This window comes from Halomonas sp. AOP30-A1-24, assembly GCF_052378165.1.
Lineage (GTDB): Bacteria > Pseudomonadota > Gammaproteobacteria > Pseudomonadales > Halomonadaceae > Vreelandella > Vreelandella citrativorans.
Window position 1 is genome coordinate 20,282 of the sequence record NZ_JBQSXL010000014.1, and the last position, 26,492, is coordinate 46,773.

A 26,492-nucleotide genomic window follows, 5' to 3' on the forward strand; every position below is an offset into this window, starting at 1 on the left:
TAAACGGTAATGCGCGGGGGAGTTATGTCTTACTTAACCCTGGCCGTTACCGATTGGCGTCAGGGTGATTTCAACCCGGCGGTTTTGCGCCCGGCCCTGCTCGGTATCGTTGCTGGCAACCGGCTGGTTAGCGCCGTATCCCATGGTGTTAAGACGCGAGGAGGATACCCCGTTTTGACTTAAGTAGTTGCCCACTGACTGAGCTCGGCGCTCTGAGAGACGCTGGTTGTAGCTGGCATCCCCGGTGCTGTCGGTGAAGCCGGCAATATTAACCCGCGTATCGGTATACTGCTTGAGCACGTTAGCCACTTCATTAAGCGCACTGCGCGCATCGCCGGTTAGATCTGAGGAGTCAAACCCGAACGTCACGCTGCTGGGCATATTCAGTACGATGTCGTCGCCGCGACGGTCGATTTCAATGCGCGAGCCCTCCAGGTTCTGGCGAAGCTGCTGTTCCTGACGGTCCATGTAAGCGCCAATACCGGCACCCGCAGCAGCGCCCACGGCAGCACCAATCAAGGCACGGTCACGACGGCTGGTACTTCCGCTACCCGAAAGTGCACCCGCAGCAGCGCCTACCGCCGCGCCAATCCCTGTTCCCATGCCAGTCGATGAACGTTGTGTCTGGCCACCATAAGGGTCAGAGGTGGCACAGCCCGCCACTAAGATCGCAGCAGCCAACGGGGTCAGTAGTCGAGAAATACGCATCACTCACTCCTTGTATATTTTTGCGCTTGAATTATTCGTCGCTGATAAAGGCCAGCAACTCATTCAAGAATAATAGACCTTGAGGCGATGCACGCAGCTTTTCGGGCATTTCCATCAAAAGTCCTTTTTTGGCGGCCGTGTGTAAACGTGCCAGCAGTGCTTCCTGCGGCTGGCCGGTATGCGCCGACCAGGCATGCATGGCAACCCCTTCGGTTAAGCGAAGCGCATTCATGGAAAACTCAAGCGGCAGCTCGTCCGCCGCGATAGGCTGCTTGCCCGCCACAAAACCGCGTGGGTCATTATCACGCCGTAAGTAAGCATCCGGCTGGCGCGTTTTCCAGCGCCGTTCAATATGCCACTGCCCTTGCGGGTCAATCGTCGTCAGTTTGCCGTGTGCCCCGGCGCCAATGCCCAGATAGTCGCCAAACTGCCAATAGTTGAGATTATGCCGGCTCTGCTTACCAGGTTTTGCATAGGCTGAAATTTCGTAGCGTTCAAAGCCCGCCTGCTCCAATCGCTGATGGCCAAGCTCCTGAATATCCCAAAGCGCCTCCTCTTCAGGCAGAACAGGTGGCTGTGAATGAAACGCGGTATTCGGCTCAAGGGTTAGCTGATACCAGGAGAGATGATCCGGTGACAGCGCAAGCGCCTGGTCAATATCATCAAGCGCCAGGGAGGGCGTCTGGCCAGGCAAGCCATGCATCAGGTCGATATTAATATTATCAAACCCCGCCGCACGCGCCTGGCCTACCGCAGTAATAGCCTCTTCACCGCCGTGAATACGCCCCAAAGCCTTCAACTGAGCGGGCTGAAAGCTTTGAATACCCAACGAGAGACGATTGATGCCCGCCTCGCGGTAGCCCGTAAAGCGTGCCTGCTCGGTGGTACCAGGATTCGCCTCCATGGTGATTTCTATATTGGGCGCGAAGGGTAAGCGTTGGCGTATTCCATTAAACAGCCGTTCAAAGAACGCGGGTGACATCAGGCTTGGCGTACCGCCACCAATAAAGATGGTCTGAATCTGACGCTCAGCGGCTAACGCCAGGTCGCCATCCAGATCATGAAGCAGTGCTTTTAAATAAGCCGCTTCGGGTAAATCACCGTTAGGTTCATGAGAGTTGAAGTCACAATAAGGGCACTTGCGTACGCACCAGGGCGTATGAATATAGAGCGATAACGGAGGTAATGGCTTAGCCATGTGCCACCTTAAGTATATCAACCAACCCTTGAAGCGCCCGCCCACGGTGGCTTAGCCGATTTTTTAAGTCACTGGGTAATTCCGCCACGCTCATGCCCTGGTCGGGTAGCCAGAACAGCGGGTCATAGCCAAAGCCACCCTCTCCGCGTGGATAAGCAAGTAACTCCCCTTCCCAGCTGTGCTGAACAATAACCGGTACCGGATCAGCAGGATGGCGCAAATACACCAGCACGCACCAGTAGCGCCCGGTGCGCTGACCTTCTGCACAGTCATTAAGCGCTGCCAATAGTTTTTCATTGTTACGCTGATCGCTTTTCGGCTCACCAGCGTAGCGTGCGGAGTAAATCCCCGGCGCCCCTGAAAGCGCATCAACCTCAAGGCCGGAGTCATCAGCAAGCGCCGGTAAGCCGCTAACCCGGCTCGCCTCACGCGCTTTTAAAAGGGCATTTTCAACAAAGGTTAACCCCGTTTCTTCGACATCATATACGCCAAAATCTGCCTGTGGGCGAACATCCAGCCCCAGTGGGGCCAGCAGTTGATTGAATTCTTTAAGTTTTCCCGCATTGCCGCTTGCTAGAACAAGGGTATTTACCGTGACCATCACATTTTCTCCAAACGTCAGTCTGTAAGTGTACGCCTAACAAAATCATACTATGGCTAGCAAAATGTTACCAAATGTACATAATGATTTGATTAACAAACAACGTCGCTTTATTTATTACATCATTAAAAACATATATTTATATTAAATCCACCGTTTTACACCTTAAAGGGGGCGAGTTGTTTTAAAAAAATACTAGTAACAAAACTTTACGAAACTACACTTATAGACAACACTTATTTCGTCGTTAGCTCACTCCTCCTTACCAAAGGGCTTAACATGAAAAGGGAACCGTCCTCCGACTTGGTGTATATCCTGACCGAGCAGAGTCCTCAATCTCAGCTTTTTGCTGAATACTTAAATAAACGCACCGGCTATCAGGTGAGCATTTACTCGCGTCATTCGGCCCTGTCTGCGGATACATCAGGAAAGCTACTGCTTCTCATCGATAGCGATCACATCACTAGTGATGCACTACCTGAATGGCAGGACCAGCTACCTGAAGCGCTATCAAAAGCGACGCTTGCCGCGTTCAATATTCGCAACATGAACCATGCGTTAGAGGCACTTTCCTGTGCTCATTTAAAAGGCGTTTTTTATCGTGAACAGAGCCTGGAGATTATCTGCAAAGGCGTTCACGCCTTGCTCGATGGTGAGCTATGGATGTCGCGTGAATTAATGGCTCGGCTAATTCTTTTTTATCGTAAATCACAGAACAACGCGTTTAGACCTACTTGCGGACTAACAAACCGAGAAATTGAAATTATTTCGTTACTAAAAGCAGGCTCTTCTAATCAACAAATTGCTGATCGACTATTTGTTAGTGAGCATACGGTTAAGTCACATCTTTATAACATCTTTCGCAAGATAAATGTGCATAACCGTATACAGGCTTTGAACTGGATTCATCAAAATCTGGGCCCTATTCTTCCGGCTATTGATAAACCCCGTGGGCTCAAAAACTAATAGTACAACTAGCTTGAGGTTATATCGTGATGTTATTTCGTCGTTGTTTAACACCACTCTGCGTACTTCTACTGTTTTCTTTATCGCCACTAATGGCCAGTGAAACACTCTCCCAGGAAGAGGTTGAGCGATTAAACGAGCAAAAAGAAATTGATTCTATTAATCAATTATCGAGTCCCGATGGGCCTGAAATAGAAAGTGTTAAAAACGCCAGCAGCGAGCTGACCGGGGTGATGGTAGACCGCACGATTACCATGGCAGGGAAGACATTTTACCGAGCCTTTAGCCAGCGCGCTATGGACAACCTGATTATTGGCAATGCCACCATCACAATCCAGGAACGACCTGATGCTCGCTGGGGCAGCCAAATATGGGTGATGGATGGAAATCGTATGTATTTTCGCACACAGCTTTCTCCAAGAATCAATGAAGCGGGTCGCGCCGCAGGAGAAGCCGTACAAATCGTCGAAGAAGCGCTGCTACGCCAATAAATAGCGTCAGCGTTAACTTCCGACAAAGACCTGGGAAGAGAGGAGATACGTTAATGAACGCTATAAAAACCACCCAACACACGTTGCTGGCCATCGCGCTGGGCACGCTGATAGCGTCAGCGGCCTCTGCAGGTGAATTGGTTTATCGCCCCCTGAACCCCTCTTTTGGTGGTGACCCCTTTATGGGCAGCTATCTATTGAGTAAAGCTCAATCGCAAGATACCAATAAAGACCCGGACTCAAGAAGCATAGAACCCATTTCCTCCACCGAACGGCTTATTCAAAACCTGGAGAGTCGTTTGATCTCTCAACTTATTTCAGATGTTGGCGCCGGCGATGTCGGTGAAGGATCTTTTGACAGCGGTGAATTTAGTGTGGTTGTACGCGATGAAGGCGGGCAATTGATTGTACGCGTGATTGATAAAGTGACCGGTGATGTGACGAATATCAGTGTTGGTGGCTTGTTTAACCCTTAACCATTGAGCCTGCCCCCGTCACGAAACTTAATAACCAAAAACCAATAAGGCCTTAAAAGCCTCTCCCATATCCTAGATGCTGTCAGGGGAACATCATGAAATTCATTGCTTCACTTATAATGCTTGCGCTGCTCAGCGGATGTGCGGGCATGGTCGCAAACTCTGAAAATTTAGAAGGCGCTGAGGCTACGCTTACGCCCCGAGGGGTAACCTATCAGGATCTCATTTCCTTGCCACCACCTGCCGGCAAAATTTTTGTATCGGTGTATGATTTTAGAGATCAAACCGGGCAATATCGGCCTGCCCCAGCCAGCACGTTTTCAACAGCGGTTACCCAAGGTGCAGCGGCAATGCTAACCGGTGCGCTGGCCGACTCGGGCTGGTTTATCCCCCTTGAGCGGGTGGGATTACAAAACCTGCTTACTGAGCGGCGCATCATTCGTGCAGAATTTGAGCGCTTTGGCCAACCCGATTCGCTTCCTTCACTACGCGCGGCCTCGGTAATGCTGGAAGGCGGCATTATTGCGTATGAATCCAACGTGCGAACAGGGGGAGCTGGCGCTGAGTACTTTGGTATCGGTGCCTCAGGACAGTATCAGGTTGACCAGGTAACGGTTAACTTGCGAGCCGTCGAGATATCGACAGGTGAAGTACTCGCTAACGTCACTACAACAAAAACCATCTACTCCAAAGAGTTAAGAGCGGGTATCTATCGATTTATTGATTTCCGACGCTTATTAGAAGCTGAAGCAGGCATTACCACAAATGAACCTGTTCAATTAGCGGTCATGTCGGCCATTGAATCTGCCGTTATTCATTTAGTAGCTCGTGGCGTTGAGAATAGCCTTTGGAACCTCTCAAACGGCGTAAACTTCCGGGAAACTATTTTATCTGACTACTTAACTGCGCCGACTCCAGCACTATAAAAAACGTTCTCCATAAAGGCTATCCCCGTAAAAACGGTCTCCATAAAGACTGTCTCCTATGACTGGAAGGTTCAGCGCAATCGGCTTAGCTTACGCTAAGCCGATTTTTTTATAGCTAAAACAACCTGCTATTTAAACGTATGAGAAAGTTAATCAATAATGCATAGAAAAGCACTAACAAACACATCGCTTAAATAACAAAAAGATGGATGGCAGAAAATTTAAAAAAGCCCAAACTCAATGTACCAGGATAAAATCATACCAACATTGAGAGCTTAAAAAAATGATCCGCACACTAACTAGCATTCATTATCTCTCAGCGTTACTTCAAAAAGTAAACGTTAATACTGTTTTGTTAATGACGGTACTTTTATTCGTTACAGGGCATGCTAGTGCGGACACAAACCGTATTGAGCAATATTTTAATCAGGTTGACCCACACGCCTACCAGGGTAACTACAGCATTATTTCTCAGATAGGTAATAACAACAGGGCAACGGTTAAACAATCTTACTCTGCTGCTTACCAGGCCGGTAACTTCTCGCATATCAGCCAATACGGTAATAAGAACACGGCCTCAATCACTCAAGTTGGTGCTAGAAATTACGGCGTTATTCTTCAAGACGGTAATTATCACAACACCCAAATAAGCCAGTCCGGGAGCCAGCAAGAACAGGCAACGTATGTTTCCCAGACAGGATTAAGAAGCGATATACACGTTTCACAATCGGGGAGTGGCTATCGCAGCATAGGCATAGAACAGCAAGCATTCTCTGGCTATACACGACCAGTCACCGTCGAAACCTACTGAGCAATACTTCTGTTGTCTCAGTAACAACCAAAGCAAGCATAACAGGATGGGGAAACATCATGAAAATCCAAATCACAACGATCGCTGCCGCCGTTGCCTTTGCTATGAGCACGGCTGCTTTCGCACAGTTTGCAGGCAGTGACTCAACTATTTACCAGGATGGTGATCGCAATACCAACGCTATCACCCAGTGGGGCACGCAAACCTCACGTGTGTATCAAGAAGGTCGTGGTAACGCCACTACCGTTTCACAAGATGATATTTCAGGAGTGGCAACAACGCTGCCTGGCCAGAACAACTCGGATATTGACCAGGTTGGTGGCGGAAACTCGGCAGGCGTTACTCAATTAGGTGCGAGGAACAGCTCAACCGTATACCAGGAGGGCATTAGTAACGATGCAGCCGTTGACCAGGACGGTTCTAAAAACGTTTCTGTGACAACGCAAACTGGTATTTCCAATAACGTCAGTGCGACTCAGAATGGCCGTCTTAACGATAGCTATGCCTACCAGCAAGGTTACAACAATGAAGCGACCGTTGATCAGGAAGGTTTTGCAAATATTTCTGTGACAACGCAAACTGGCCTTTCCAATGACGTCAGTGTGGCTCAGGATGGCCTATTTAACGATAGCTATGCCTACCAGCAGGGGTACGGCAATGAAGCGACCATTACTCAGGAAGGTTTTGAGAACAAGTCCGTCGTTGAAGAAATCGGCAGCTTCAATGAAGCAACCATTACTCAGATTGGCAACGATAACGATAGCTACGCTCACCTAAACGGTCATCATAATGTGGCCAACGTTAGCCAGAATGGTAACTCACTTGAAAGCACCATTTTAGCCAGTGGCAACAACAATACTCATGATGTCATGCAGTCTGGCCGTGGACATGACTCCTATATCAATACCCAAGGCAACGGTAACGTGCATAACGTTACCCAAAGCGGTGCTTTCTGGGGCGGTGCTCATACCTCTAGCATCGTGACTTATGGCCATGGCAACCTTAATACAGTAAGCCAAGGCCATTAAGCATAGGGCGTACGCATACAAACCGTCCCACCCGGGGCGGTTTTTTAATATTTATAGAAAATACCTTAAAACGGGTTAACGAACCCCGACCGTTACCGTTGACCCTAGTCCTTGGGTAGATGAGCGCGAGCGGTTGCCGCCTTTCTGAATATCCACATCCAGGCGCTGGCTATCACTTAATAATGTCACCGTACCCTCAAGCGACGACCCGATAAACGTATACTCTTTGGGCACCGTAGCGTGCTCTTCAATATGCTCGATAGTTTGACCATCGTGAGTGATGCGCCAATGTGCGGAGAACTCAGCACCAGGCGTTCCTCCCATCGCAATATGGATCTGGCTCATGCTCTGCTCCTCAGAGGCAAAGGTACTAACGGAGAGTCCCATAGCAAACACCGCTATGAAAACCTTTGGAAGAGTCGATAATTGTTGTTGCATGATAGCGACCTCACTAACGATAAAGCCGCTCGGCATGAGCGGCTTTATAGTTTAGCAGAGCAACACCTTTCCGTTACATTGAGTTACATAATACTAAAGGCTTTTTCTGCAGCATCCAGCGTAAATTGGATATCCTCAGGCGTATGAGCGCTCGACATAAAGCCTGCCTCAAACGCTGAAGGTGCCAGGTAAACACCGTGATCCAGCATCGCGCCAAAGAAGCGGCGAAACGCCTCGGGGTCACATGCGGTTGCCTGGGCGAAGTTATCCACACGGCGTTGAGAGGTGAAAAACAGCCCAAACATGCCCCCCGCTGATTGCGTCATCATGGAGACACCGGCGGCATTAGCGCGTTCTTTCAGGCCGCTGCAAAGTGTTTCAACCCGTTGAGAAAGCGCATCATGGAAGCCAGGGACCTGGAGTTTAGTCAATAACGCAACACCGGCCGCCATCGCCAAGGGGTTACCTGACAGCGTACCTGCCTGATAAACCGGCCCCATGGGGGAGATATTTTGCATAATCTCGCGCTTACCGCCAAACGCACCGACTGGCATACCACCACCAACAATCTTACCCAAGCACGTTAAATCAGGCGTAATGCCGTAATGCGCCTGAGCCCCGCCCAGCGCAACGCGGAATCCGGTCATGACTTCATCGAAAATCAGAATGCTTTCATGCTCGTTACACACCCGGCGCAGCGTTTCCAAAAAGCCCGGCTGGGGAGGAATACAGTTCATGTTACCTGCAACAGGTTCAACAATAATGCAGGCAATCTGGTCACCGATTTCAGCAAAGCACGCCTCAACGCCTTCAATATCGTTATAGGAGAGCGTAATGGTGTGCTCGGCAAGTGACGCGGGAACACCTGGCGAGCTAGGTTCGCCATGGGTGAGCGCGCCAGAGCCCGCTTTTACCAGCAACGAATCTGAATGGCCGTGATAGTTACCTTCAAACTTAACGATCTTGTCGCGCCCGGTGGTGCCGCGTGCCAAGCGGATCGCCGACATGGTGGCTTCCGTACCGGAGCTGGTCATGCGCACCATTTCCATGGTGGGGATCATTTCGCAGATCAGGTCTGCCATGGTGGTTTCCACCGCGGTCGGGGTACCAAACGAGAGACCGTTGTCCAAACGAGCACGTACCGCTGCCAACACATCCTGGTCCGCATGACCGGTAATCATTGGGCCCCAGGAACCTACATAGTCCACGTAGCGGTTGCCTTCCACATCAAACAGATAAGCGCCCTGGGCGCGCTCCATAAATACCGGCGGACGGTGCAGGCCTTTAAACGCACGTACCGGCGAATTTACGCCACCTGGAATATGGCGGCTAGCAAGCTCAAACAGTTCAGCAGATGTGGTCATGGCGTCCTCAATATCAATGGCGTAGCGCGAATAAAATCAAAAGCGAACCGGCCGTGGCAAGCGATTAGGTAAACACTGCCCGCTAGGCGGCTGATACCCATGAGACAGACTCTCCCAGGTAAAGTGCTGGGCCTGTTCACAGGCCGTCGGCAAACGCTCACCGGCGGCAAGGCGTGCCGCAATGGCAGATGCCAAGGTGCAGCCTGAACCGTGAAACCGTTCCGGCAGACGTGGCCACTGCCATTGGCGCGTGGTATCCGGCGAGTGCAGTGTATTAACAACCTGCTGCTCGTTACCTGGAACAGGCTCATCGGTCGCGGTTACTAAAATAGCCTGGCAACCCTGGGATAAAAGTGCGACGGCGCGCGCCGTATCATCCAGGGGGCCGTCAATCTCTGGAGTGAGCTGCTTAAGCTCATAACGGTTGGGCGTTAAGATATCCACAAGCGGTAGCAGGCGAGCCGCATAGAGGCGTTGCAATTGGGGTGTGGATAACTCAGTACCGCCACCGGCTTTAAGTACTGGGTCGGCCACAACCGGGATGCCTGGGAAACGGCGAATAATCTGCTCGGCTGCTCTTAGCGTTGCTTCATCTGCCAACAGGCCCAGCTTGATCGCAGCAACCTGCATCCCGCTAAGCGCCTCTGCCATTTGGCGCATCAACGCGGGGTCGGCCGGAACGACATGGCTCACGTTATGGCAGTTTTGCACCGTTAACGCGGTGGGAATCGTCACTGCCCAACCGCCACAGGCGGCAATGGCTTCGCTATCTGCCACTAAACCCGCTCCGCCCGTCGGGTCATGGCCCGCCAGTACTAAAACAACCGGTGAAAGAGGTTGGCGCATCAAAAAGGTTTCACAACGGCAAGTAGAATAATCGCCACTAGCGCAATCACCGGCGCTTCGTTGAACCAGCGAAAGAACGTGTGGCTTTTCGTGCAGCGATCCTGGGCAAACTGTTTTAAATAAATCAGACAGACGTGATGATAGGCGATCAGCAGTACCACAAAGGTGAGTTTAACGTGCATCCAGCCTTGGCTGAACCAGCCGGGCACCAGATACAGCATCGCCCCGCCAAAGATAAGCACCAGTATCATGGAAGGCGTCATGATGCCGCGATAAAGCTTACGCTCCATGGTTTTGAAATAGGCGATAGCTTGATCGTCGCCTTTATCTCGTGCCATGGCGTGATACACATACAGCCGCGGCAAATAAAACAGGGCGGCAAACCAGGTCACCATGGTCATTAAATGCAGGGCCTTCAACCATAGATACATTGTCTCTCCTTATACGGGCGAATCATTCGCTTTCGGGTCAGTACGGGTATTTGGGTCAGCGTCGGTATTGGGGTCAGAATAGTAATAATAACGTTCAATGGCACCACGGGTGATGATACCTGAAATTCGCTGCCGCTTTGGCCGATAACCGTGCACTACATAAAGCGCGCCCAAGGCATCGTCTTGAAGCTTTACAAACGCCTCTGACAGGGTGGCCTGTAGGCCAATCGGCGCAAGTTCCAGGCGCTGGCCCGGAATTTCCAGTAAATCGACGGATTCATTATCGGGAGGAGCATCGCCATCAAGCGCTTCATCGTGCTCCAAAAGCCACCGCGCCAGCGCCGACGCTTTTAACGCCAGTACCGATTTTTCTTCATTTGAACGCTCAATAATCAGCCAGACAGGATTGGTTTCCAGTAGTTTACGTGCCTGCTCAAACGTCACCTTGCGCTCAGTACGTACCAGGCTTCGCTCCATCACCGCAGGCACCGACACGCGGGAAAGCGCCTGCATTAACGGCTGTTGAAGCGGGTGCAGCCCATAACGTACGGAACTAATAAAAAATCCTTCGCAGCCGGTAAGCTGGCGAGACGTCAGGCAGGCAACCACCACCACCAACATACCCGGCAACATGACATGCGGCGTATGAGTAAGCTCCAACAGCGCCATTAACGCCGCAAGCGGCGCTTGCAGCACCGCCCCCATCATGGCCGCCATGCCTAACATGGCGTAAATGCCTGGGTCTGACGCTTTATCAGGCCATAGCCAGCCACCCAAAATACCGCCCAGCGCGCCTGTCGCAGCACCAATCACCAGCGTGGGGCCAATAATCCCGATGGGTACGCTACCTGATACGGTCAGGGCGGTAATCAAAAGCTTGGCAATCATCAGCGCCAGCAACACGTTAATGTCCAATTGATTATTAAGCGCCGCCGCCACACTATCGTAGCCAATTCCCTGAACCTGCGGAAACCACCATGCCACCACCCCGGTCGCCACCCCCACACAAGCCAAACGAAGCCACAACGGCCATGCCTGCATGCGTTTGTTACGTGAAATATGAATAAATAGCCCCGCCAATAGCCCGACCACAAAGCCGAGTACGATGACCCACGGTAAATTCATGAGCGAGCCCAGCACGACCTCGGGGATACGAAAAGCCGGCTCATTGCCATACACCATCTGCGCAATGAGCGCCGCCATCGTAGAGGCTAAAATCACCGGCATAAAGCTCATCAGGGTATACTCCATCATGACGACTTCCATGGCGAAGATAACCCCGGCAACCGGTGTATTGAACGACGCAGAAATCCCCGCCGCCGTCCCACAGGCAACCAAAACGCGCAGGCTGTTATTGGGTAACCGAAGCTTGACTCCCAACCCGCTTGACGCGGCAGCGCCTAAATGAATAGCCGGGCCTTCCCTCCCAGCAGAGAGCCCACCAAGAACCGACACCACCCCCACCCACCATTGATTCAGCCAGTTTCGCATTGGGAAGCGGCCCTGGTGATAAGAGAGGCGCTCAATAACGTGCCCTACTCCCATCTTTTGGGCAGCGGCTTTTTGCCGATAAAGCAGCAGCCCCAGCACGCTAACGGCAATAATAGGCAGCAGTGAGCGCAGCCACGGAGGCAGTCCTTCAAATCCTTCCGGGTTTCCATCCGGCATATAAAACACCGCCCCCGCTTCGAGCAGTAGCCGGAAGGCGACCATCGCCGCCCCCGTAATGATCCCCGACACTAACCCCAATACGCACAGCTGAGGCAGCGCATCAACATGGGCCAACTGGCGTCGAAACCCCTCGAGGGTGAAATCTGATCGGGAAAAACGCGCCACGACGACCTTCCTTTACGCATGTAGTGTAGTTCTCTTGTGTATCATAGCCCGATACGCTTCGACAGCCTGCGCCAATCTGTTTAGGCTGTTAATTATTACCCTGTCTCGAATGTGCAACGTGTAAGGAGTCGTTTGTGATTAAGGTCGGAATTGTCGGCGGTACCGGTTATACCGGCGTTGAGCTACTGCGGTTACTCGCCCAGCATCCCCATGTCAGCGTTGAAGCCATTACCTCGCGCTCGGAAGCCGGCGTAAAGGTATGCGATATGTATCCCAACCTGCGCGGCCACTACGACACATTGACGTTCAGTGAGCCCGATGCAAAGCAGTTGGGCGATATGGATGCGGTATTTTTCGCCACTCCCCACGGTGTTGCCCACGCTTTGGCTGGCGAGCTTTTGGACAAAGGCACCCGCATTATCGACCTGTCGGCTGACTTCCGCCTGCGTGATGTCAAGGTATGGAGCCAGTGGTACGGCCAACCTCATGGTGCGCCTTCGCTACTTGAAGAAGCGGTCTATGGCCTGCCCGAGATGCACCGCGAAAAAATCAAAACGGCGCGTCTGGTGGCCGTGCCAGGCTGCTATCCAACCGCTGTGCAGCTAGGCTACCTGCCGCTGCTGGAAGCCGGGCTGGTTGATCCTCAACAGCTGATTGCCGACTGCAAGTCGGGTGTGACGGGGGCAGGCCGAGGGGCCAAGGTGCCTTCACTACTGGCAGAAGCCAGTGAGTCCTTCAAAGCTTACGGCGCCTCAGGGCATCGTCATTTGCCCGAAATCCGCCAGGGCCTTGGTGATATGCAGGCGCACCCGGTGGGGCTGACCTTCGTTCCTCATTTAACACCGATGATACGGGGCATTCACGCCACGCTCTATAGTCAGCTCACCACCTCGGTGGATGACCTTCAGGCGCTGTTTGAAAAACGTTATGCAAGCGAACCCTTTGTTGATGTGATGCCTGCGGGTAGCCATCCTGAAACGCGCAGCGTTAAAGGCACCAACACCTGCCGCCTGGCCGTGCATCGCCCAGAGAACAGCAATACAGTCGTCGTGTTATCGGTCATTGATAACCTGGTGAAAGGCGCCTCGGGCCAAGCCATTCAAAACCTCAATCTGATGTTTGGGTTCGAGGAGAGCATGGGCTTGACCGCTCCTGCCTTGATGCCATAAGCCACGTACAAAATCCCGGCAATAGTTGACCCTTTTGCTGGGAATTATCCATAATCATCTTCCAATGCTGATTATTCGTTCTTAAAGCTCGCGGGAGGTACCCATGAGCGGTGCAGAAGCTTTTGTTCCAACCCCTTTAATGCTGTCCGATAGCGCACGTAAACGTATCCGTGCCCTAATGGATGAAGAAAATAACCCTGCGCTAAAACTGCGCGTCTATGTCACCGGCGGTGGCTGTTCAGGTTTTCAGTACGGCTTCGATTTTGCCGACACGGTCGCCGAAGACGATACGCTCATTGAATTTGGCACGGCGACCCTGGTGGTCGACCCTCTCTCCTACCAGTATCTGGTTGGATCGACGGTGGATTACGAAGAAGGCCTCGCTGGCGCACGCTTTCGCATTCAAAACCCCAATGCCACCACCACCTGCGGCTGCGGCGCCTCTTTTATGGTGTAGGCGCTTATAACGCTAGCAAAGCGTTGGTACCCATGACTTGACGCCTTGGTGGTTTCTCGCCAAGGTTAAAAGGTCAACAATTGCTCTAACGCGGTGTGAAAAGAACGTCGTCTCTTCTTTTCACCGCTTCAGCGCTATAAAACATGGGGAAACCAATGAAAACCATACTAACGACAACTGCTATCGCTTCCTCCATCGCTCTGGGTTTAAGCGGCGCCTCTGTCGCCATGGCCCAAACGCCTTCTGTTAATGTCGCAACCGACCCAAGCTTTGTTCCTTTTGAAATGATGGATTCAGAAACCGGCGAGATGATCGGTTTCGATATGGATATTATCAACGCCGTTGCCGAGCGTGCCGGTTTTGAGGTCAACCTCACCACCATGGAATTTTCGGGCATTATTCCCGCTGTGCAAACCGGCAGTCAGGAAATTGCCATCGCAGGCACGACCATCACCGAAGAGCGTGCGCAGGTCGTTGACTTCTCTGACCCCTACTACGATTCCGGTCTACAGATTATCGTTCGTGCCAACAACGAAGACATCTCTTCATTGGAAGACCTCCAGGGCTTGACCATCGGTACCAAGATCGGCTCGACAAGCTACGACTTCCTCCAGCAAGAGCTGGGGGAAGGCGCTGACATCACGCCCTATCCAGGCACCGCCGACATGTACATGGCTCTGCTGGGCCGCAACGTAGACGCCGTGCTGTATGACGCTCCTAACGTTGCTTACTTCTCCCAAACCCGTGGCGAAGGACGTACCAAAGTGGTGGGGCCGCTTTATGAAGGCCAGCAGTATGGCATTGTGTTCCATAAGGGCAGCGAATGGGTAGAACCCACCAATGAAGCCTTAGCCGCCATGCGCGAAGACGGCACTTACGACGAAATCTACAAAAAATGGTTCGGTGAAGCCACCAGCGAGTAACCCAGCGGCGCTATAGAGTTAACAGCTAATTTATCACAGGGCCGGGCGGCTACCCTCCCGGCCCTGTGACGTTATACGTCGCGTGTTTTTTTGGAGATAAGACGTGGATTTCGACTTTCATTTCGACTGGGCAGCCGCGTTTGCGTCGATCCCTTACCTGCTGCCGGGTATTCCCTGGACGCTGCTGATTTCATTTGGCGGTCTAGCAATCGGCTTTTTTATTGGTATTTTCTTTGGCCTGCTGCGTATTAGTCCGATCCGCTGGCTACGCTGGGTGGCCCTTTGCTACATAGAAGTGTTTCGTGGTACGCCTATTCTCGTGCAGGTACTGTTTATTTTCTACGGCCTGCCCCAGCTACTGGGCAGTCCTATCAATGCGCTGGTCGCAGGCATTGCCGCTATTGCGGTTAACTCGGGTGCGTATATTTCTGAAATCGTGCGGGGCGGCGTGCAGTCCATTGAGCGCGGCCAGCGTGAAGCATCCCTCTCGTTAGGGCTTTCGCGCGCTCAGGCCTTTCGCTATGTGATTTGGCCCCAGGCGCTGCGTCGTATGATTCCTCCGCTTGGCAATCAGGCCATTATCAGCATTAAAGATACCTCACTATTTTCAGTCATTGGGGTCAGCGAGCTGGTACGCCAGGGGCAAATCTATATCGCGACAACCTTCACCGCCCTGGAGGTCTACTTTATGGTTGCGGTGATGTATTTAGCGATTACCTGGACCCTCTCTATTCTTCTGCGCCTGCTGGAGCGTAGAGGCATCGCAGGCTGATAAGGAAACGTACAATGACCGATACCGTGTCACCCACAACGCCCTCCATTGTGCGTATGCAAAAGCTGAATAAACATTTTGGCAACCTGCACGTACTCAATGAGATCGACCTTGAAATTATCCCCGGTGAAGTCGTCGTCATTATTGGCGCAAGCGGGTCAGGTAAATCCACGCTGATTCGCTGCATCAATGGGCTGGAAGAGTTTCAGTCGGGCATGCTGGAAGTAGATGGCAATACGCTAACGCCTAACGGCAAGAGCAGCAAGGCACTACAAACCATCCGTACAGAAGTCGGTATGGTGTTTCAGCAGTTCAATCTATTTCCCCACCTTAGCGTGATCGATAACATCACCTTGGCCCCCATGAAGGTGCGTGGCTGGAACCGCGACGATGCAGTGGCAACCGCAAAACGCCTGCTGGATAGGGTCGGAATTGCCGACCAGGCCGATAAGTACCCCAGTCAGCTCTCAGGTGGTCAGCAGCAGCGTGTTGCCCTCGCCCGTGCCTTGGCCATGGAGCCTCGGCTTATGCTGTTTGATGAGCCTACCTCAGCGCTTGATCCCGAAATGATTGGTGAAGTGCTGGACGCCATGCGTGAGCTGGCGAAAGAGGGCATGACCATGGTGATTGTCACGCATGAAATGGGCTTTGCCCGTGAAGTAGCCGATCGCGTGATTTTTATCCATAAAGGGGTTATTGCTGAGCAAGGAGCGCCACAACAGCTCTTCGATTCGCCTCAGCATGAACGCACTCAATCGTTTCTTGCCCGGGTGCTTAAACACTAATCTTTAGCACTCACCTTAAGCACGAATACCGGCAAAAAATACCCGCTTTAACGCATTTTTTATGGCCTGTCCTTGCGACAGGCCATTTTTGTGCCCTGTGGATAATTTTTTTATTTTAAAACGCTACAACATGCCACAGCGCCCATGAGGAGCGCCTTTAAGGTGGACACGCAATGCTTTTTAGATGTGTTCACAGCTGCGGTAACAACGTCGGTATGAGTAGGTGGATAAGCCGTGTTTTTATAGCGCTGTGGGTAAGTAGCGGTTCCATCCACAGGGCCTACACCGTTTCTACGCAGCTAATACGCTGCTTAACCACGTAAAGGTCAACATTTTAAGCATTTGAATTTTATAAACTTAATAGAGTTATACACAGAAACTGTCCACACTAATAATTACAGCATTAACAGAACTTCTCTTATTTTATTTATATATTGTTATTAATAGAGAGTAACTGAGCAGACGAGGTGTGGAAAAACCTGACGGTTACCCACAGGGGGTTTATACTGGCGGGCTTGTTTAACTACGCCGACACGTCTGAAACTGACGAAACGGCCACATCATTCGTGCCAACTGGCACAAGACGAGGTGTCTCTTGAATTACCCCGACCGCTTTGACGTGATTGTCATCGGCGGTGGCCATGCGGGAACTGAAGCCGCACTGGCCTCTGCTCGTATGGGCTGTCAGACCCTACTGCTCACGCACAACATCGAGACCTTGGGTCAGATGTCGTGCAACCCTGCCATTGGCGGCATTGGCAAAAGCCATCTGGTGAAAGAGATCGATGCGCTAGGCGGGGCGATGGGGCTTGCCACGGATTTAGGCGGCATCCAGTTCCGGGTGTTAAACGCTCGAAAAGGGCCGGCAGTACGTGCCACACGTGCTCAAGCAGACCGCGTTCGCTACAAAGCAGCGATCCGCGGCATGCTGGAAAACCAGCCAAATTTAACGATTTTCCAGCAGGCAGCTGGCGATCTGATTGTGGATAACGATACGGTTCGTGGCGTCGTAACGGAGACTGGTATTCGTTTTTATGCCGAGTCCGTTGTGCTGTCGACGGGTACGTTTTTAGGTGGTGTGATTCACATCGGCCTGGATCAAAGTCGCGGCGGTCGAGCAGGTGATCCACCCTCGAATGCCTTGGCTGAGCGTCTGCGTGCCCTGCCGTTTCGGGTTGACCGGCTCAAAACCGGCACGCCACCGCGCATTGATGCTAAAAGCGTGGATTTCACCCAGCTTGAAGAACAGCCTGGCGATACGCCAACACCGGTCATGTCCTACCTTGGTTCGCGGGGTATGCACCCTCAGCAAGTCAGCTGTCATATTGCGCACACCAATGAGCGCACGCATGAGCTGATTTTGGCGAATCTTGATCGTTCACCGATGTACTCCGGCGTGATCGAAGGCGTGGGTCCGCGCTACTGCCCATCAATTGAAGACAAGGTTCATCGCTTTGCCGATAAATCGAGCCATCAGGTCTTTATTGAGCCGGAAGGCCTGGATACCCATGAGCTATATCCCAACGGTATCTCGACCTCGCTGCCCTTTGATGTGCAACTGCAGGTAGTGCGCTCGATTAAAGGTCTGGAGAACGCGCATATCACGCGGCCAGGCTATGCCATTGAGTATGATTTCTTCGATCCGCGGGATTTAAAACACTCACTGGAAACCAAATTTATCCACAACCTGTTTTTTGCCGGGCAGATCAATGGCACAACAGGTTACGAGGAAGCCGGGGCCCAAGGCCTGTTGGCCGGGCTCAACGCCGCGCGGCGTGCCATGCAGCAGGATGCCTGGTACCCACGTCGTGATGAGGCCTATCTTGGCGTGCTGGTGGACGACCTGATCACAATGGGCACCAAAGAGCCTTACCGTATGTTTACCTCCAGGGCGGAATACCGGTTATTGCTGCGTGAAGATAACGCCGACTTGCGACTGACTGAAAAAGGCCGTGAGTTAGGCCTGGTGAATGATCAGCGCTGGGAAGCATTTAGTAAAAAGCGCGAAGCCATTGCGCTGGAGACCGCGCGTTTAGCCAGTGTATGGATTCAGCCAAGCAGCCCGGCTGCGGCAAAAATTGCTGAAAAAACCGGCAAACCGCTCTCCCGCGAGTATCGGTTGAGCGATCTGCTCAAGCGCCCGGAGCTAAATTATGCGGACCTTGCTGAACTGCCGGGGCTGGAAAGCGGCGTTATCAATGATGAAGCCGTTGCCGAACAGGTACAGATCCAGTCGAAGTACGAAGGCTATATCGAACGTCAACAGTATGAAATTGATAAGCTTAAGCGCCATGAAGCAATGCCACTTCCCGCCGACCTGGATTACCAGCGGGTGGAAGGGCTCTCCAATGAGATTCGCCAGAAGCTGACCAACGTACGGCCTGAAACACTGGCCCAAGCGGCGCGTATTTCAGGCGTAACACCGGCCGCAGTGTCTATTTTGCTGGTGCATCTTAAAAAGCGTCGTCTGATCGCCTCGCCCGAGGTGGCTAACGGATGAGCGGTTTAACTGTATTGGTGAGTAGCTTGCCTGCGAGTGTCGCTGCACGACTGGATAATGGATTAGCGCAGCTCGGTTTAACGGTAACGGCAAGCCAGCGTGAACAGTTGCTTGGGTTTGTCGCCCTATTGCACAAGTGGAACAAGGCTTATAACCTCACGGCAGTTCGCGATATTGATGATATGGTGGCACGTCACATACTGGATAGTGCGGCTGTCGCGCCTTATGTGCATGGCCCTAGATTGCTGGATGTGGGTGCGGGGCCAGGTCTGCCAGGTATCGTGCTGGCCATCCTTGATCCGGCGCTGTCCGTTACGCTTTTGGATAGTAATGGTAAAAAAGTCCGTTTTCAGCGCCAGGCTATCATGGAGCTTGGGCTAAAAAACGTGGTTGCAAGCCAGGCGCGGGTGGAGACGTTTAGTGACCAGCCGTTTGATCAGGTAATTTCACGCGCGTTCGCAAGCCTGGTGGACTTTGTCACCCTAACGCGTGAACTACCCACAGCGAACGGACAGTGGTTGGCCATGAAAGGCCCTGGCGCTGACGATGAGTTGCGTGAACTGCCCAGCGGTATTCGATTGCAAACACGTCACCTGCTAAACGTACCCTTCGATACGGCCGAGCGACAGCTATTGATTCTGAACGTTGATTCTGAACCCCAGGAAGGAGTTGAGTAAGTGAGCCAGATCATTGCCCTGACCAATCAAAAAGGCGGCGTGGGCAAGACCACCTCAGCCGTTAACCTGGCGGCTAGCCTTGCTGCTCTTGATCGTCGAGTGCTGCTGGTGGACCTTGATCCTCAAGGGCACGCCAGCATGGGCAGTGGTATTGATAAACACGAACTCGATAAAAGCGTCCTGGATGTACTGCTCGGCGATGCCACCGCCGCCGATACCATCGTACGCGACCTGCCGGTCAACTATGATGTTCTCCCCGGTAACGGTGACTTGACCGCAGCGGAAGTCGAATTGCTGGATCTTGATAAGCGCGAAAGCTGCCTGACCACGGCGCTTGGCTCGGTTGCTGAGAAGTACGATGTGGTGCTGATTGACTGCCCACCTTCACTCAATATGCTGACCGTTAATGCGCTGACGGCAGCGGATAGCGTGCTTATTCCGCTGCAGTGCGAGTTTTACGCGCTGGAAGGACTGTCGGCGCTGTTGGATACTGTTGAACAGATCAAGCAAAGCGTTAATCCTGATTTGGCGATTGCGGGTATTCTGCGCACCATGTACGACAAGCGCACCAGCCTAACGCGGGAAGTGGACAAGCAACTGCGAGACTTCTTTGGCGATGCGCTGATCAAGACGACGATCCCGCGCAACGTCAAAGTGGCTGAAGCGCCAAGCCACGGAATACCCGTGACGCAATATGCCCGCTTTTCACGCGGCAGCCAGGCGTACCGCGTACTGGCAAAAGAGATGATTCGTCGGTTATCGCTATAACGTATTGATTAGTACGAGGGAAAGCGAATGACGCGTAAACGCGCGCTAGGACGTGGCCTGGATGCCCTAATTGGTGCGGGCGCTCGTCGCCGTGACAGCCTGGAACTTACTGGTAGCTCTTCATTGGAAGCTCATGATGAGGCGTCATCCGCGATGGTGGCCTCGGATGCGGCTTCTGAGCGTTTGGAGCGCCTTCCGCTTGGTCAGTTAACCCGTGGCAAGTATCAGCCGCGGCGTGATATTCAGCCAGAAGCGCTTGAAGAACTTGCCGATTCTATTCGTGCCCAGGGCGTAATGCAGCCTATTGTGGTACGCCCTATTGGCGAAGATCGCTATGAAATTATTGCTGGTGAGCGGCGCTGGCGTGCAGCGCAGCTGGCCGAGCTTGACGTTATCCCCGCGGTTATTCGTGAGGTAAGCGACGAAGTTGCCTTGGCACTGGCGCTGATTGAAAATATTCAGCGTGAAAACCTCAATGCCATCGAAGAAGCGATGGCGCTTAAACGGCTGGGTGATGAGTTTGAATTAACCCAGCAGCAGATTGCTGACGCGGTCGGTAAATCCCGCACTCAGGTCGCCAACTTACTGCGCTTGCTGGCACTGGACCCTGAAGTCCAAACGCTGCTAGAGCGAGGTGACCTTGATATGGGCCATGCGCGTGCGTTGCTATCACTTAACAGCGTTCAGCAGCGCCAAGTGGCTCATGAAGTGGTGAATAACGATCTCACCGTGCGGTCCACCGAAGCGTTGGTTAAAAAGGTACAGGCCAGCCAAAGCGTTGAAAAAACGCCGAGCCAGCCAAGTAAAACAGCGGATGTCTCGCGTCTGGAGACGCAGCTAGGCGAACTGCTTGGTGCCCCCGTTTCAATTGACCATGGCAACCGGGGGAAAGGCAAAGTGACCATCCGCTATACAAGCCTTGATGAACTCGACGGAATACTGGCGCATATTAAATAGGCTGCTTATTAATTAAATAGCAGGCTTATTAAGAAAACGTTAAAAAGTAGCTAATTTTCACCCTTTGGTCGCAAGTTGTCTCCTAAACACGTTAAATACGAGCAACTTTGGTTGAAGGTGTGATAGCGCTTCCCTATAATCGCGCAAGATTTGTGCAGGTTGCTTATCAACAGCCTAAGCAACCATTCGCTGGCAGGGTGCTGGGCAATGGTAGAACGTGTTGAAACCCAGCGCAGGAAGGCGTATGTCATCCGGCTTTTTACCGCACAGCTAATCGTGACGGTAGTCGGTATGTTGATGGTCTACCCTGTAGCGCGCATGCCGGGCGTTTTCTCCGTGGTAACAGGTGCGCTGGTGGCCTTGCTACCCCATGCTTTTTTTATACAGCGAATGGGTATATTGCACAGTAAGCGAACATCGCGTAGCGCTGTTCATTTGTTTCGTGCCGAAGCAGGCAAGTTTGGTTTGACGGTGGCACTGTTTAGCGCAGTGTTCGTTGTAGTGCCCCCCTCAAACCCCGCTTTCTTTTTTAGTGCTTATGTGGCGATTGTTCTGATGCATGGGCTAACGCCGTTGTTTATGCGCAGACATCGCACACTTGATTGAGGTGATATCTCTATGGCCGCAGGAAACGAAGTCTCGACGACTTATTATATCCAGCACCACTTGCAGAACCTGACCTTTGGGCATCACCCGGTGAATGGTTGGTCGCTGGCGCATTCCGCTCAAGAAGCGAGCGAAATGGGCTTCTGGGCGATCCATCTGGATACCATGGGCTGGTCAATCGCTATGGGGGTACTGTTTCTCTGGGTATTCCGTAAGGCGGGAAAAGCGGCGACCACTGGCGTGCCAGGCGGTCTGCAAAACGCGGTTGAAATGGTGGTCGAGTTTATCGATAACCTGACGCGCTCAACGTTCCATGGACGCAACCCTCATATCGTACCGCTGGCCATTACGCTATTCATCTGGATACTGCTGATGAATAGCCTCAAGATTATTCCGGTTGACTACTTCCCGGTACTGTTTAGCAAGCTCGGTGTGGAGTACATGAAAATTGTACCTACCACCGACGTAAATGCCACGCTAGGCATGGCGTTGGGCGTATTTGGCCTGATTTTGTACTACAACTTCAAAGTGAAAGGCGTTGGCGGTTTTGTCAAAGAGCTCTCCCTGACCCCGTTTAATCACTGGGCACTGATTCCTTTCAACCTGGTGCTGGAAATTGTATCGCTACTGGTCAAGCCGTTCAGTCTGGCCATGCGTCTTTTCGGTAACATGTTTGCCGGTGAAGTGATCTTCATTTTGATTGCCATGCTGCCGTTTTGGGCCATTTGGGTACTGGACGTGCCATGGGCAATTTTCCATATCCTGGTCGTCACGCTACAGGCCTTTATCTTTACCACGCTCACCATCGTTTATTTGAGCGCGGCGCACGAACACCACTAACCAAGCAAAGCTAACGCTTTCATTAACCCACAACCCTTAACCAAAACTTAAACTCAGGAGCAACATCATGGAAATGGTTTATCTTTCTGCTGCCATCATCATCGGTCTAGGCGCATTGGCTACTGGTATTGGCTTCGCTATTCTGGGCGGCAAACTGCTTGAGTCTACTGCACGTCAGCCGGAGCTGGGTGACCAACTGCAAACCAAAACCTTCATCATGGCAGGTCTGTTGGACGCTGTACCGATGATCGGTGTTGGTATTGCGATGTACCTGATCTTCGTTGTTGCCGGTTAATGATTGCTTTACCGGGCGGTTAGCCGCTCGGTTTTGTTTCACTCCGGTCGCCACGAACTTGTCAGAGGTACATCCCTGTGAATATCAACATGACGCTTATCGGGCAGACGATCGCCTTCGCGATCTTTGTCTGGTTTTGCATAAAGTACGTGTGGCCTCCGATCAGCAACGCGCTTAACGAGCGTCAGAAAAAAATTGCTGATGGCTTGGATGCAGCCAGCCGTGCTACTCGTGATCTTGAGCTAGCTCAAGAGCGGGCAGAACAGACGCTGCGTGAGAGTAAGGAACAAGCTTCACAGATCCTTGAGCAAGCTAATAAGCGCTCTGCTCAGATGATCGAAGAAGCTCGCGAGCAGGCCCGCGCAGAAGGTGAACGTCTCATGACGGGCGCACGTTCTGAAATCGAGCTTGAAGTAAATCGCGCGAAAGAAGAGTTACGTGCCCAGGTGTCTCATCTGGCCATCATCGGCGCTGAGCGTGTATTGGAAGCTTCTGTCGATGAAAATGCGCATCGCGAGCTGCTTGATAAGCTGGCTGCCGAACTGTAAGGAGGTGAATTATGGCGGAATTACTTACCGTCGCTCGTCCTTACGCAAAGGCGGCGTTTGAACACGCGCGTGATAATGATGTGCTTGATAGCTGGTCACAGGCGCTGGGTTTTTTAGGCACTGTTGTGGCCGATAGCGACGCTCGACGTCTGCTGGATAGCCCCAAAATCGAGAATGCAAAGAAAGTTGCCCTTCTGGTTGAAATGCTTCCAGAAACGCTGGGTGATGCACTGTCTCGCTTTTTGGAGGCTGTGGCTGACCATGACCGTTTAATGGTGCTGCCTTTTATCGCTGAACAGTTTGAGCGCCTGCGCGCTGAACACGAGCAGCGTATAGAGGTAATGGTAACGTCAGCGTATAAGCTGACAGCCGCACAAAAGACCAAGCTATCCAACGCGCTCAAGAAACGTCTGAATCGCGAAATCTCCATTACTACTCAGGTAGATAAGTCGCTCATCGGTGGTGTCATCCTGCGTGCTGGCGATACCGTCATTGACGGGTCGGTACGTGGTCGACTGAACCGCCTTTCCGAAGCGCTAACCGCTTGAGTCTGAGGGACATGGCATGCAGCAATTGAATCCTTCCGAGATCAGCGACATCATCAAGCAGCGAATTGAGAAGCTTGACGTCGCATCTGAAGCTCGTAATCAGGGCACCATCGTAGGTGTTTCCGACGGTATCGTGAAAATTCACGGCCTCGAAGACGCTATGTTTGGTGAAATGATTGAATTTCCTAACAGCGTTTTTGGCATGGTACTTAACCTGGAGCGCGACTCCGTAGGTGCCGTTGTCCTGGGCGACTACCTGCTGCTTGAAGAAGGCATGACCGCGAAATGCACCGGTCGTATTCTTGAAGTACCGGTAGGCCCTGAGCTGATTGGCCGTGTTGTTGATGCGTTGGGTAACCCCATCGACGGCAAAGGCGATATCAACGCTAAAATGACCGACGCGGTAGAAAAAGTAGCGCCTGGCGTTATTACCCGTCAGTCGGTTGATGAGCCGATTCAAACCGGCTTGAAATCCATCGATGCCATGGTACCGATCGGTCGTGGTCAGCGTGAGCTGATTATCGGCGACCGTCAGATCGGTAAATCTGCCATTGCCATTGATGCGATCATCAACCAGAAAGGCAAAGGCGTTACCTGTGTCTACGTTGCCATTGGTCAGAAACAGTCGACCATCGCCAACGTTGTGCGCAAACTCGAAGAGCATGGCGCGATGGAACATACCATCGTCGTCGCTGCGGGCGCTGCCGATCCGGCTCCGATGCAGTTCCTCTCCGCGTATTCCGGTTGCACCATGGGTGAGTACTTCCGTGACCGTGGCGAAGACGCGATGATCGTTTATGACGATCTTTCCAAGCAGGCAGTGGCGTACCGTCAAGTATCCCTGCTGCTGCGTCGTCCGCCAGGCCGTGAAGCCTACCCCGGTGACGTGTTCTATCTCCACTCGCGTCTGCTTGAGCGTGCGGCACGTGTCAACGTCGACTACGTTGAGAAGTTCACCAACGGTGAAGTGAAGGGCAAAACCGGTTCCTTGACCGCACTGCCGATCATCGAAACCCAGGGTGGCGACGTTTCTGCGTTCGTTCCGACCAACGTGATCTCGATCACCGACGGTCAGATCTTCCTGGAAACCAACCTGTTTAACTCCGGTATTCGTCCGTCGATTAACGCAGGTTTGTCCGTATCGCGCGTGGGCGGTGCTGCCCAGACCAAGATCATCAAAAAGTTAGGTGGTGGTGTTCGTCTGGCCTTGGCTCAGTACCGTGAACTGGCTGCGTTCTCGCAGTTCGCTTCTGACCTTGACGAAGCGACCCGCAAGCAGCTTGAGCACGGTCAGCGCGTTACTGAACTGATGAAGCAGAAACAGTATTCGCCGATGTCGGTTGCAGAAATGGCGCTGTCTCTCTACGCCGCTAACGAAGGTCACATGGATGATGTGAGCGTCGATAAAGTGTTGGACTTCGAACGTGCGCTGCACGATTACATGAAGTCTGAGCACGGCGACCTGCTCGACAAAATCAACCAGACCGGCGACTACAACGGCGAGATTCAAGACGGCTTGAAGTCGGGTCTCGAGAAGTTCAAGGCGACTCAGAGCTGGTAATGTCCGGCCCGCCTGCGGGCGGGCTTGCCTACTTTCTGAGAGTCACGAACGAAAGGTAGATCGCTATGGCAGCTGCAAAAGAGATACGCACCCAGATCGGGAGCATCAAAAATACGCAGAAGATCACCAGTGCCATGGAAATGGTAGCTGCGTCGAAAATGCGTAAAGCACAAGATCTGATGAAGGCTGGCCAGCCGTATGCCAAGCAGATTCGCAACGTCGTAGGCCACATTGCTGACGCTAACCCCGAATATCGCCACGATTACATGATCGAGCGTAACGAGGTAAATCGCGTAGGCTACATTGTGGTGTCTACCGACCGCGGTTTGTGCGGCGGCTTAAACGTCAACCTGTTCAAGGCCGTGGTGAAAGATGCCCGCGTCTGGAGTCAGGAAGGCGCTGAGCTGGACTTCTGTGCCCTTGGCGCGAAAGGCAGTGCTTTCTTCCGTAACTATGGCGGCAACTTGATTGCCGCCAAGAGCGGATTAGGCGAAGCACCCACGGTCGAGGGTCTGATCGGTAGTATCAAGGTCATGCTCGAAGCGTACGATGAAGGACGTCTTGACCGCCTGTACGTGGTGTATAACGAATTTGTTAACACCATGACGCAACGGCCGGTTGTGCGTCAGCTTCTTCCTCTGTCGCCTGATATGGGCGAAGACGCTAAACATGACGAAGAAAACGCCCGTCCCGAAAGCTGGGACTACCTGTATGAACCGGATGCCAAGGCGTTGCTAGACAGCCTGTTGGTTCGATTCATCGAATCGCAGGTGTATCAGGCGGTAGTCGAAAACGGTGCGTGCGATCAGGCCGCCCGAATGATCGCTATGAAGAGTGCCACTGATAACGCGGGCAACCTGATCGACGATCTGGAGATGGTTTACAACAAGGCCCGTCAGGCCGCCATCACCCAGGAAATTTCTGAGATCGTCGGCGGCGCTTCAGCCGTATAACGCCTAGGGAGCT

Annotated in this window: 30 protein-coding genes; 22 read left to right on the forward strand and 8 right to left on the reverse strand. The window is 52.4% G+C overall.

All coding sequences use genetic code 11. The features are described from left to right. Positions 1-33: 33 nt before the first annotated feature. The 3 genes from ACT3TJ_RS09565 to rdgB are packed head-to-tail and all read right to left on the reverse strand — an operon-like array spanning position 34 to position 2,507. Positions 34-708 carry an OmpA family protein gene (locus tag ACT3TJ_RS09565; protein ID WP_192526767.1) on the reverse strand — a complete coding sequence of 225 codons (675 nt, stop codon included), beginning with the start codon at positions 706-708 and terminating at the stop codon, positions 34-36. Positions 709-739: 31 nt separating this feature from the next. Next, positions 740-1,906 carry a radical SAM family heme chaperone HemW gene (gene hemW / locus ACT3TJ_RS09570; RefSeq protein WP_193056897.1) on the reverse strand — a complete coding sequence of 389 codons (1,167 nt, stop codon included), beginning with the start codon at positions 1,904-1,906 and terminating at the stop codon, positions 740-742. Beyond that, on the reverse strand, positions 1,899-2,507 hold the full coding sequence (gene rdgB / locus ACT3TJ_RS09575; protein WP_193056898.1) for an RdgB/HAM1 family non-canonical purine NTP pyrophosphatase: 609 nt from the start codon (positions 2,505-2,507) through the stop codon (positions 1,899-1,901). The genes hemW and rdgB overlap by 8 nt, the downstream gene beginning before the upstream one ends. 279 nt (positions 2,508-2,786) lie before the next feature. On the opposite strand from rdgB, the gene ACT3TJ_RS09580 reads away from it, so the two are divergent. The 6 genes from ACT3TJ_RS09580 (at position 2,787) to ACT3TJ_RS09605 (ending at position 7,205) form a co-directional block, all read left to right on the forward strand. Continuing rightward, a complete protein-coding gene (locus ACT3TJ_RS09580) occupies positions 2,787-3,473 on the forward strand; it encodes a LuxR C-terminal-related transcriptional regulator (RefSeq protein ID WP_193056899.1) in 687 nt (228 codons plus the stop codon). Between the two features lie 29 nt (positions 3,474-3,502). Further along, on the forward strand, positions 3,503-3,964 hold the full coding sequence (locus ACT3TJ_RS09585) for a CsgE family curli-type amyloid fiber assembly protein (protein WP_193056900.1): 462 nt from the start codon (positions 3,503-3,505) through the stop codon (positions 3,962-3,964). Between the two features lie 53 nt (positions 3,965-4,017). Continuing rightward, entirely contained in the window at positions 4,018-4,440 is a 423-nt protein-coding gene (locus ACT3TJ_RS09590; protein WP_193056901.1) for a curli assembly protein CsgF, read from the forward strand. 95 nt (positions 4,441-4,535) lie between these two features. After that, on the forward strand, positions 4,536-5,366 hold the full coding sequence (locus ACT3TJ_RS09595; protein WP_193056902.1) for a CsgG/HfaB family protein: 831 nt from the start codon (positions 4,536-4,538) through the stop codon (positions 5,364-5,366). 283 nt (positions 5,367-5,649) lie between these two features. After that, on the forward strand, positions 5,650-6,177 hold the full coding sequence (locus tag ACT3TJ_RS09600) for a hypothetical protein (protein WP_193056903.1): 528 nt from the start codon (positions 5,650-5,652) through the stop codon (positions 6,175-6,177). Between the two features lie 59 nt (positions 6,178-6,236). Continuing rightward, positions 6,237-7,205, forward strand: a complete 969-nt coding sequence (locus ACT3TJ_RS09605; protein ID WP_193056904.1) for a curlin subunit CsgB — start codon at positions 6,237-6,239, stop codon at positions 7,203-7,205. Positions 7,206-7,280: 75 nt separating this feature from the next. Here ACT3TJ_RS09605 and ACT3TJ_RS09610 read toward each other — a convergent pair whose 3' ends face one another. From ACT3TJ_RS09610 to ACT3TJ_RS09630, 5 genes are all read right to left on the reverse strand, one after another. Then, positions 7,281-7,550, reverse strand: a complete 270-nt coding sequence (locus ACT3TJ_RS09610; protein WP_226912126.1) for a hypothetical protein — start codon at positions 7,548-7,550, stop codon at positions 7,281-7,283. 176 nt (positions 7,551-7,726) lie between these two features. Then, the gene (gene hemL / locus ACT3TJ_RS09615) at positions 7,727-9,007 is read right to left on the reverse strand and encodes a glutamate-1-semialdehyde 2,1-aminomutase (RefSeq protein WP_193056906.1); all 1,281 of its coding nucleotides are present in this window, start codon (positions 9,005-9,007) and stop codon (positions 7,727-7,729) included. A 36-nt stretch (positions 9,008-9,043) separates the two neighbouring features. Further along, positions 9,044-9,853 (reverse strand): bifunctional hydroxymethylpyrimidine kinase/phosphomethylpyrimidine kinase, encoded by an 810-nt coding sequence (gene thiD, locus ACT3TJ_RS09620; protein WP_172118734.1) that lies wholly within the window; start codon positions 9,851-9,853, stop codon positions 9,044-9,046. Continuing rightward, entirely contained in the window at positions 9,853-10,284 is a 432-nt protein-coding gene (hemJ, locus tag ACT3TJ_RS09625) for a protoporphyrinogen oxidase HemJ (RefSeq protein WP_087107012.1), read from the reverse strand. The genes thiD and hemJ overlap by 1 nt, the downstream gene beginning before the upstream one ends. A 9-nt stretch (positions 10,285-10,293) precedes the next feature. Further along, positions 10,294-12,120: a chloride channel protein gene (locus ACT3TJ_RS09630; RefSeq protein WP_172118733.1), complete on the reverse strand. Its 1,827-nt coding sequence runs from the start codon at positions 12,118-12,120 to the stop codon at positions 10,294-10,296. 134 nt (positions 12,121-12,254) lie between these two features. Here ACT3TJ_RS09630 and argC point away from each other — a divergent pair, with 134 nt between their 5' ends. The 16 genes from argC to atpG all read left to right on the forward strand — a co-directional run bounded on the left by argC (position 12,255) and on the right by atpG (position 26,479). After that, the gene (gene argC, locus ACT3TJ_RS09635) at positions 12,255-13,289 is read left to right on the forward strand and encodes an N-acetyl-gamma-glutamyl-phosphate reductase (RefSeq protein ID WP_193056907.1); all 1,035 of its coding nucleotides are present in this window, start codon (positions 12,255-12,257) and stop codon (positions 13,287-13,289) included. A gap of 103 nt (positions 13,290-13,392) precedes the next feature. Continuing rightward, positions 13,393-13,746, forward strand: coding sequence for an iron-sulfur cluster insertion protein ErpA (gene erpA / locus ACT3TJ_RS09640; RefSeq protein WP_172118731.1), 354 nt, complete (start codon positions 13,393-13,395; stop codon positions 13,744-13,746). 155 nt (positions 13,747-13,901) lie between these two features. Continuing rightward, on the forward strand, positions 13,902-14,669 hold the full coding sequence (locus ACT3TJ_RS09645; protein WP_172118730.1) for a transporter substrate-binding domain-containing protein: 768 nt from the start codon (positions 13,902-13,904) through the stop codon (positions 14,667-14,669). A 103-nt stretch (positions 14,670-14,772) separates the two neighbouring features. Beyond that, positions 14,773-15,441, forward strand: a complete 669-nt coding sequence (locus ACT3TJ_RS09650) for an amino acid ABC transporter permease (protein ID WP_172118729.1) — start codon at positions 14,773-14,775, stop codon at positions 15,439-15,441. 14 nt (positions 15,442-15,455) lie between these two features. Continuing rightward, positions 15,456-16,226 carry an amino acid ABC transporter ATP-binding protein gene (locus tag ACT3TJ_RS09655; RefSeq protein WP_172118728.1) on the forward strand — a complete coding sequence of 257 codons (771 nt, stop codon included), beginning with the start codon at positions 15,456-15,458 and terminating at the stop codon, positions 16,224-16,226. Positions 16,227-16,821: 595 nt separating this feature from the next. Then, positions 16,822-18,726 carry a tRNA uridine-5-carboxymethylaminomethyl(34) synthesis enzyme MnmG gene (gene mnmG / locus ACT3TJ_RS09660; protein WP_193056908.1) on the forward strand — a complete coding sequence of 635 codons (1,905 nt, stop codon included), beginning with the start codon at positions 16,822-16,824 and terminating at the stop codon, positions 18,724-18,726. Next, positions 18,723-19,403 carry a 16S rRNA (guanine(527)-N(7))-methyltransferase RsmG gene (gene rsmG / locus ACT3TJ_RS09665; protein WP_193056909.1) on the forward strand — a complete coding sequence of 227 codons (681 nt, stop codon included), beginning with the start codon at positions 18,723-18,725 and terminating at the stop codon, positions 19,401-19,403. The genes mnmG and rsmG overlap by 4 nt, the downstream gene beginning before the upstream one ends. Beyond that, positions 19,404-20,171, forward strand: a complete 768-nt coding sequence (locus ACT3TJ_RS09670) for a ParA family protein (protein WP_172118725.1) — start codon at positions 19,404-19,406, stop codon at positions 20,169-20,171. A gap of 27 nt (positions 20,172-20,198) precedes the next feature. Then, positions 20,199-21,128, forward strand: coding sequence for a ParB/RepB/Spo0J family partition protein (locus ACT3TJ_RS09675; protein WP_193056910.1), 930 nt, complete (start codon positions 20,199-20,201; stop codon positions 21,126-21,128). A 207-nt stretch (positions 21,129-21,335) separates the two neighbouring features. Further along, positions 21,336-21,734 carry an ATP synthase subunit I gene (locus ACT3TJ_RS09680; RefSeq protein WP_193056911.1) on the forward strand — a complete coding sequence of 133 codons (399 nt, stop codon included), beginning with the start codon at positions 21,336-21,338 and terminating at the stop codon, positions 21,732-21,734. A 12-nt stretch (positions 21,735-21,746) separates the two neighbouring features. Beyond that, positions 21,747-22,574 (forward strand): F0F1 ATP synthase subunit A, encoded by an 828-nt coding sequence (atpB, locus tag ACT3TJ_RS09685; protein WP_172118722.1) that lies wholly within the window; start codon positions 21,747-21,749, stop codon positions 22,572-22,574. A 67-nt stretch (positions 22,575-22,641) separates the two neighbouring features. After that, entirely contained in the window at positions 22,642-22,869 is a 228-nt protein-coding gene (gene atpE / locus ACT3TJ_RS09690; RefSeq protein ID WP_018918432.1) for a F0F1 ATP synthase subunit C, read from the forward strand. 77 nt (positions 22,870-22,946) lie between these two features. Then, positions 22,947-23,417 carry a F0F1 ATP synthase subunit B gene (locus ACT3TJ_RS09695; RefSeq protein ID WP_193056912.1) on the forward strand — a complete coding sequence of 157 codons (471 nt, stop codon included), beginning with the start codon at positions 22,947-22,949 and terminating at the stop codon, positions 23,415-23,417. Between the two features lie 11 nt (positions 23,418-23,428). After that, on the forward strand, positions 23,429-23,965 hold the full coding sequence (locus tag ACT3TJ_RS09700) for a F0F1 ATP synthase subunit delta (RefSeq protein ID WP_193056913.1): 537 nt from the start codon (positions 23,429-23,431) through the stop codon (positions 23,963-23,965). A 16-nt stretch (positions 23,966-23,981) separates the two neighbouring features. Next, positions 23,982-25,526, forward strand: a complete 1,545-nt coding sequence (atpA, locus tag ACT3TJ_RS09705) for a F0F1 ATP synthase subunit alpha (RefSeq protein ID WP_172118719.1) — start codon at positions 23,982-23,984, stop codon at positions 25,524-25,526. 65 nt (positions 25,527-25,591) lie between these two features. Further along, positions 25,592-26,479 (forward strand): F0F1 ATP synthase subunit gamma, encoded by an 888-nt coding sequence (atpG, locus tag ACT3TJ_RS09710; protein WP_444665677.1) that lies wholly within the window; start codon positions 25,592-25,594, stop codon positions 26,477-26,479. Positions 26,480-26,492: the final 13 nt, after the last annotated feature.

Coding starts and splice junctions, on each gene's coding strand:
- atpG (WP_444665677.1), top strand. CDS start 25,592: ATGGCAGCTGCAAAAGAGATACGCACCCAGATCGGGAGCATCAAAAAT.
- atpA (WP_172118719.1), top strand. CDS start 23,982: ATGCAGCAATTGAATCCTTCCGAGATCAGCGACATCATCAAGCAGCGA.
- atpE (WP_018918432.1), top strand. CDS start 22,642: ATGGAAATGGTTTATCTTTCTGCTGCCATCATCATCGGTCTAGGCGCA.
- ACT3TJ_RS09645 (WP_172118730.1), top strand. CDS start 13,902: ATGAAAACCATACTAACGACAACTGCTATCGCTTCCTCCATCGCTCTG.
- ACT3TJ_RS09600 (WP_193056903.1), top strand. CDS start 5,650: ATGATCCGCACACTAACTAGCATTCATTATCTCTCAGCGTTACTTCAA.
- atpB (WP_172118722.1), top strand. CDS start 21,747: ATGGCCGCAGGAAACGAAGTCTCGACGACTTATTATATCCAGCACCAC.
- ACT3TJ_RS09675 (WP_193056910.1), top strand. CDS start 20,199: ATGACGCGTAAACGCGCGCTAGGACGTGGCCTGGATGCCCTAATTGGT.
- rdgB (WP_193056898.1), bottom strand. CDS start 2,507: ATGGTCACGGTAAATACCCTTGTTCTAGCAAGCGGCAATGCGGGAAAA.
- ACT3TJ_RS09605 (WP_193056904.1), top strand. CDS start 6,237: ATGAAAATCCAAATCACAACGATCGCTGCCGCCGTTGCCTTTGCTATG.
- ACT3TJ_RS09655 (WP_172118728.1), top strand. CDS start 15,456: ATGACCGATACCGTGTCACCCACAACGCCCTCCATTGTGCGTATGCAA.
- thiD (WP_172118734.1), bottom strand. CDS start 9,853: ATGCGCCAACCTCTTTCACCGGTTGTTTTAGTACTGGCGGGCCATGAC.
- ACT3TJ_RS09610 (WP_226912126.1), bottom strand. CDS start 7,550: ATGAGCCAGATCCATATTGCGATGGGAGGAACGCCTGGTGCTGAGTTC.
- hemL (WP_193056906.1), bottom strand. CDS start 9,007: ATGACCACATCTGCTGAACTGTTTGAGCTTGCTAGCCGCCATATTCCA.
- ACT3TJ_RS09565 (WP_192526767.1), bottom strand. CDS start 708: ATGCGTATTTCTCGACTACTGACCCCGTTGGCTGCTGCGATCTTAGTG.
- erpA (WP_172118731.1), top strand. CDS start 13,393: ATGAGCGGTGCAGAAGCTTTTGTTCCAACCCCTTTAATGCTGTCCGAT.
- rsmG (WP_193056909.1), top strand. CDS start 18,723: ATGAGCGGTTTAACTGTATTGGTGAGTAGCTTGCCTGCGAGTGTCGCT.
- ACT3TJ_RS09585 (WP_193056900.1), top strand. CDS start 3,503: ATGTTATTTCGTCGTTGTTTAACACCACTCTGCGTACTTCTACTGTTT.
- ACT3TJ_RS09700 (WP_193056913.1), top strand. CDS start 23,429: ATGGCGGAATTACTTACCGTCGCTCGTCCTTACGCAAAGGCGGCGTTT.
- hemJ (WP_087107012.1), bottom strand. CDS start 10,284: ATGTATCTATGGTTGAAGGCCCTGCATTTAATGACCATGGTGACCTGG.
- hemW (WP_193056897.1), bottom strand. CDS start 1,906: ATGGCTAAGCCATTACCTCCGTTATCGCTCTATATTCATACGCCCTGG.
- ACT3TJ_RS09595 (WP_193056902.1), top strand. CDS start 4,536: ATGAAATTCATTGCTTCACTTATAATGCTTGCGCTGCTCAGCGGATGT.
- ACT3TJ_RS09590 (WP_193056901.1), top strand. CDS start 4,018: ATGAACGCTATAAAAACCACCCAACACACGTTGCTGGCCATCGCGCTG.
- ACT3TJ_RS09580 (WP_193056899.1), top strand. CDS start 2,787: ATGAAAAGGGAACCGTCCTCCGACTTGGTGTATATCCTGACCGAGCAG.
- ACT3TJ_RS09680 (WP_193056911.1), top strand. CDS start 21,336: ATGGTAGAACGTGTTGAAACCCAGCGCAGGAAGGCGTATGTCATCCGG.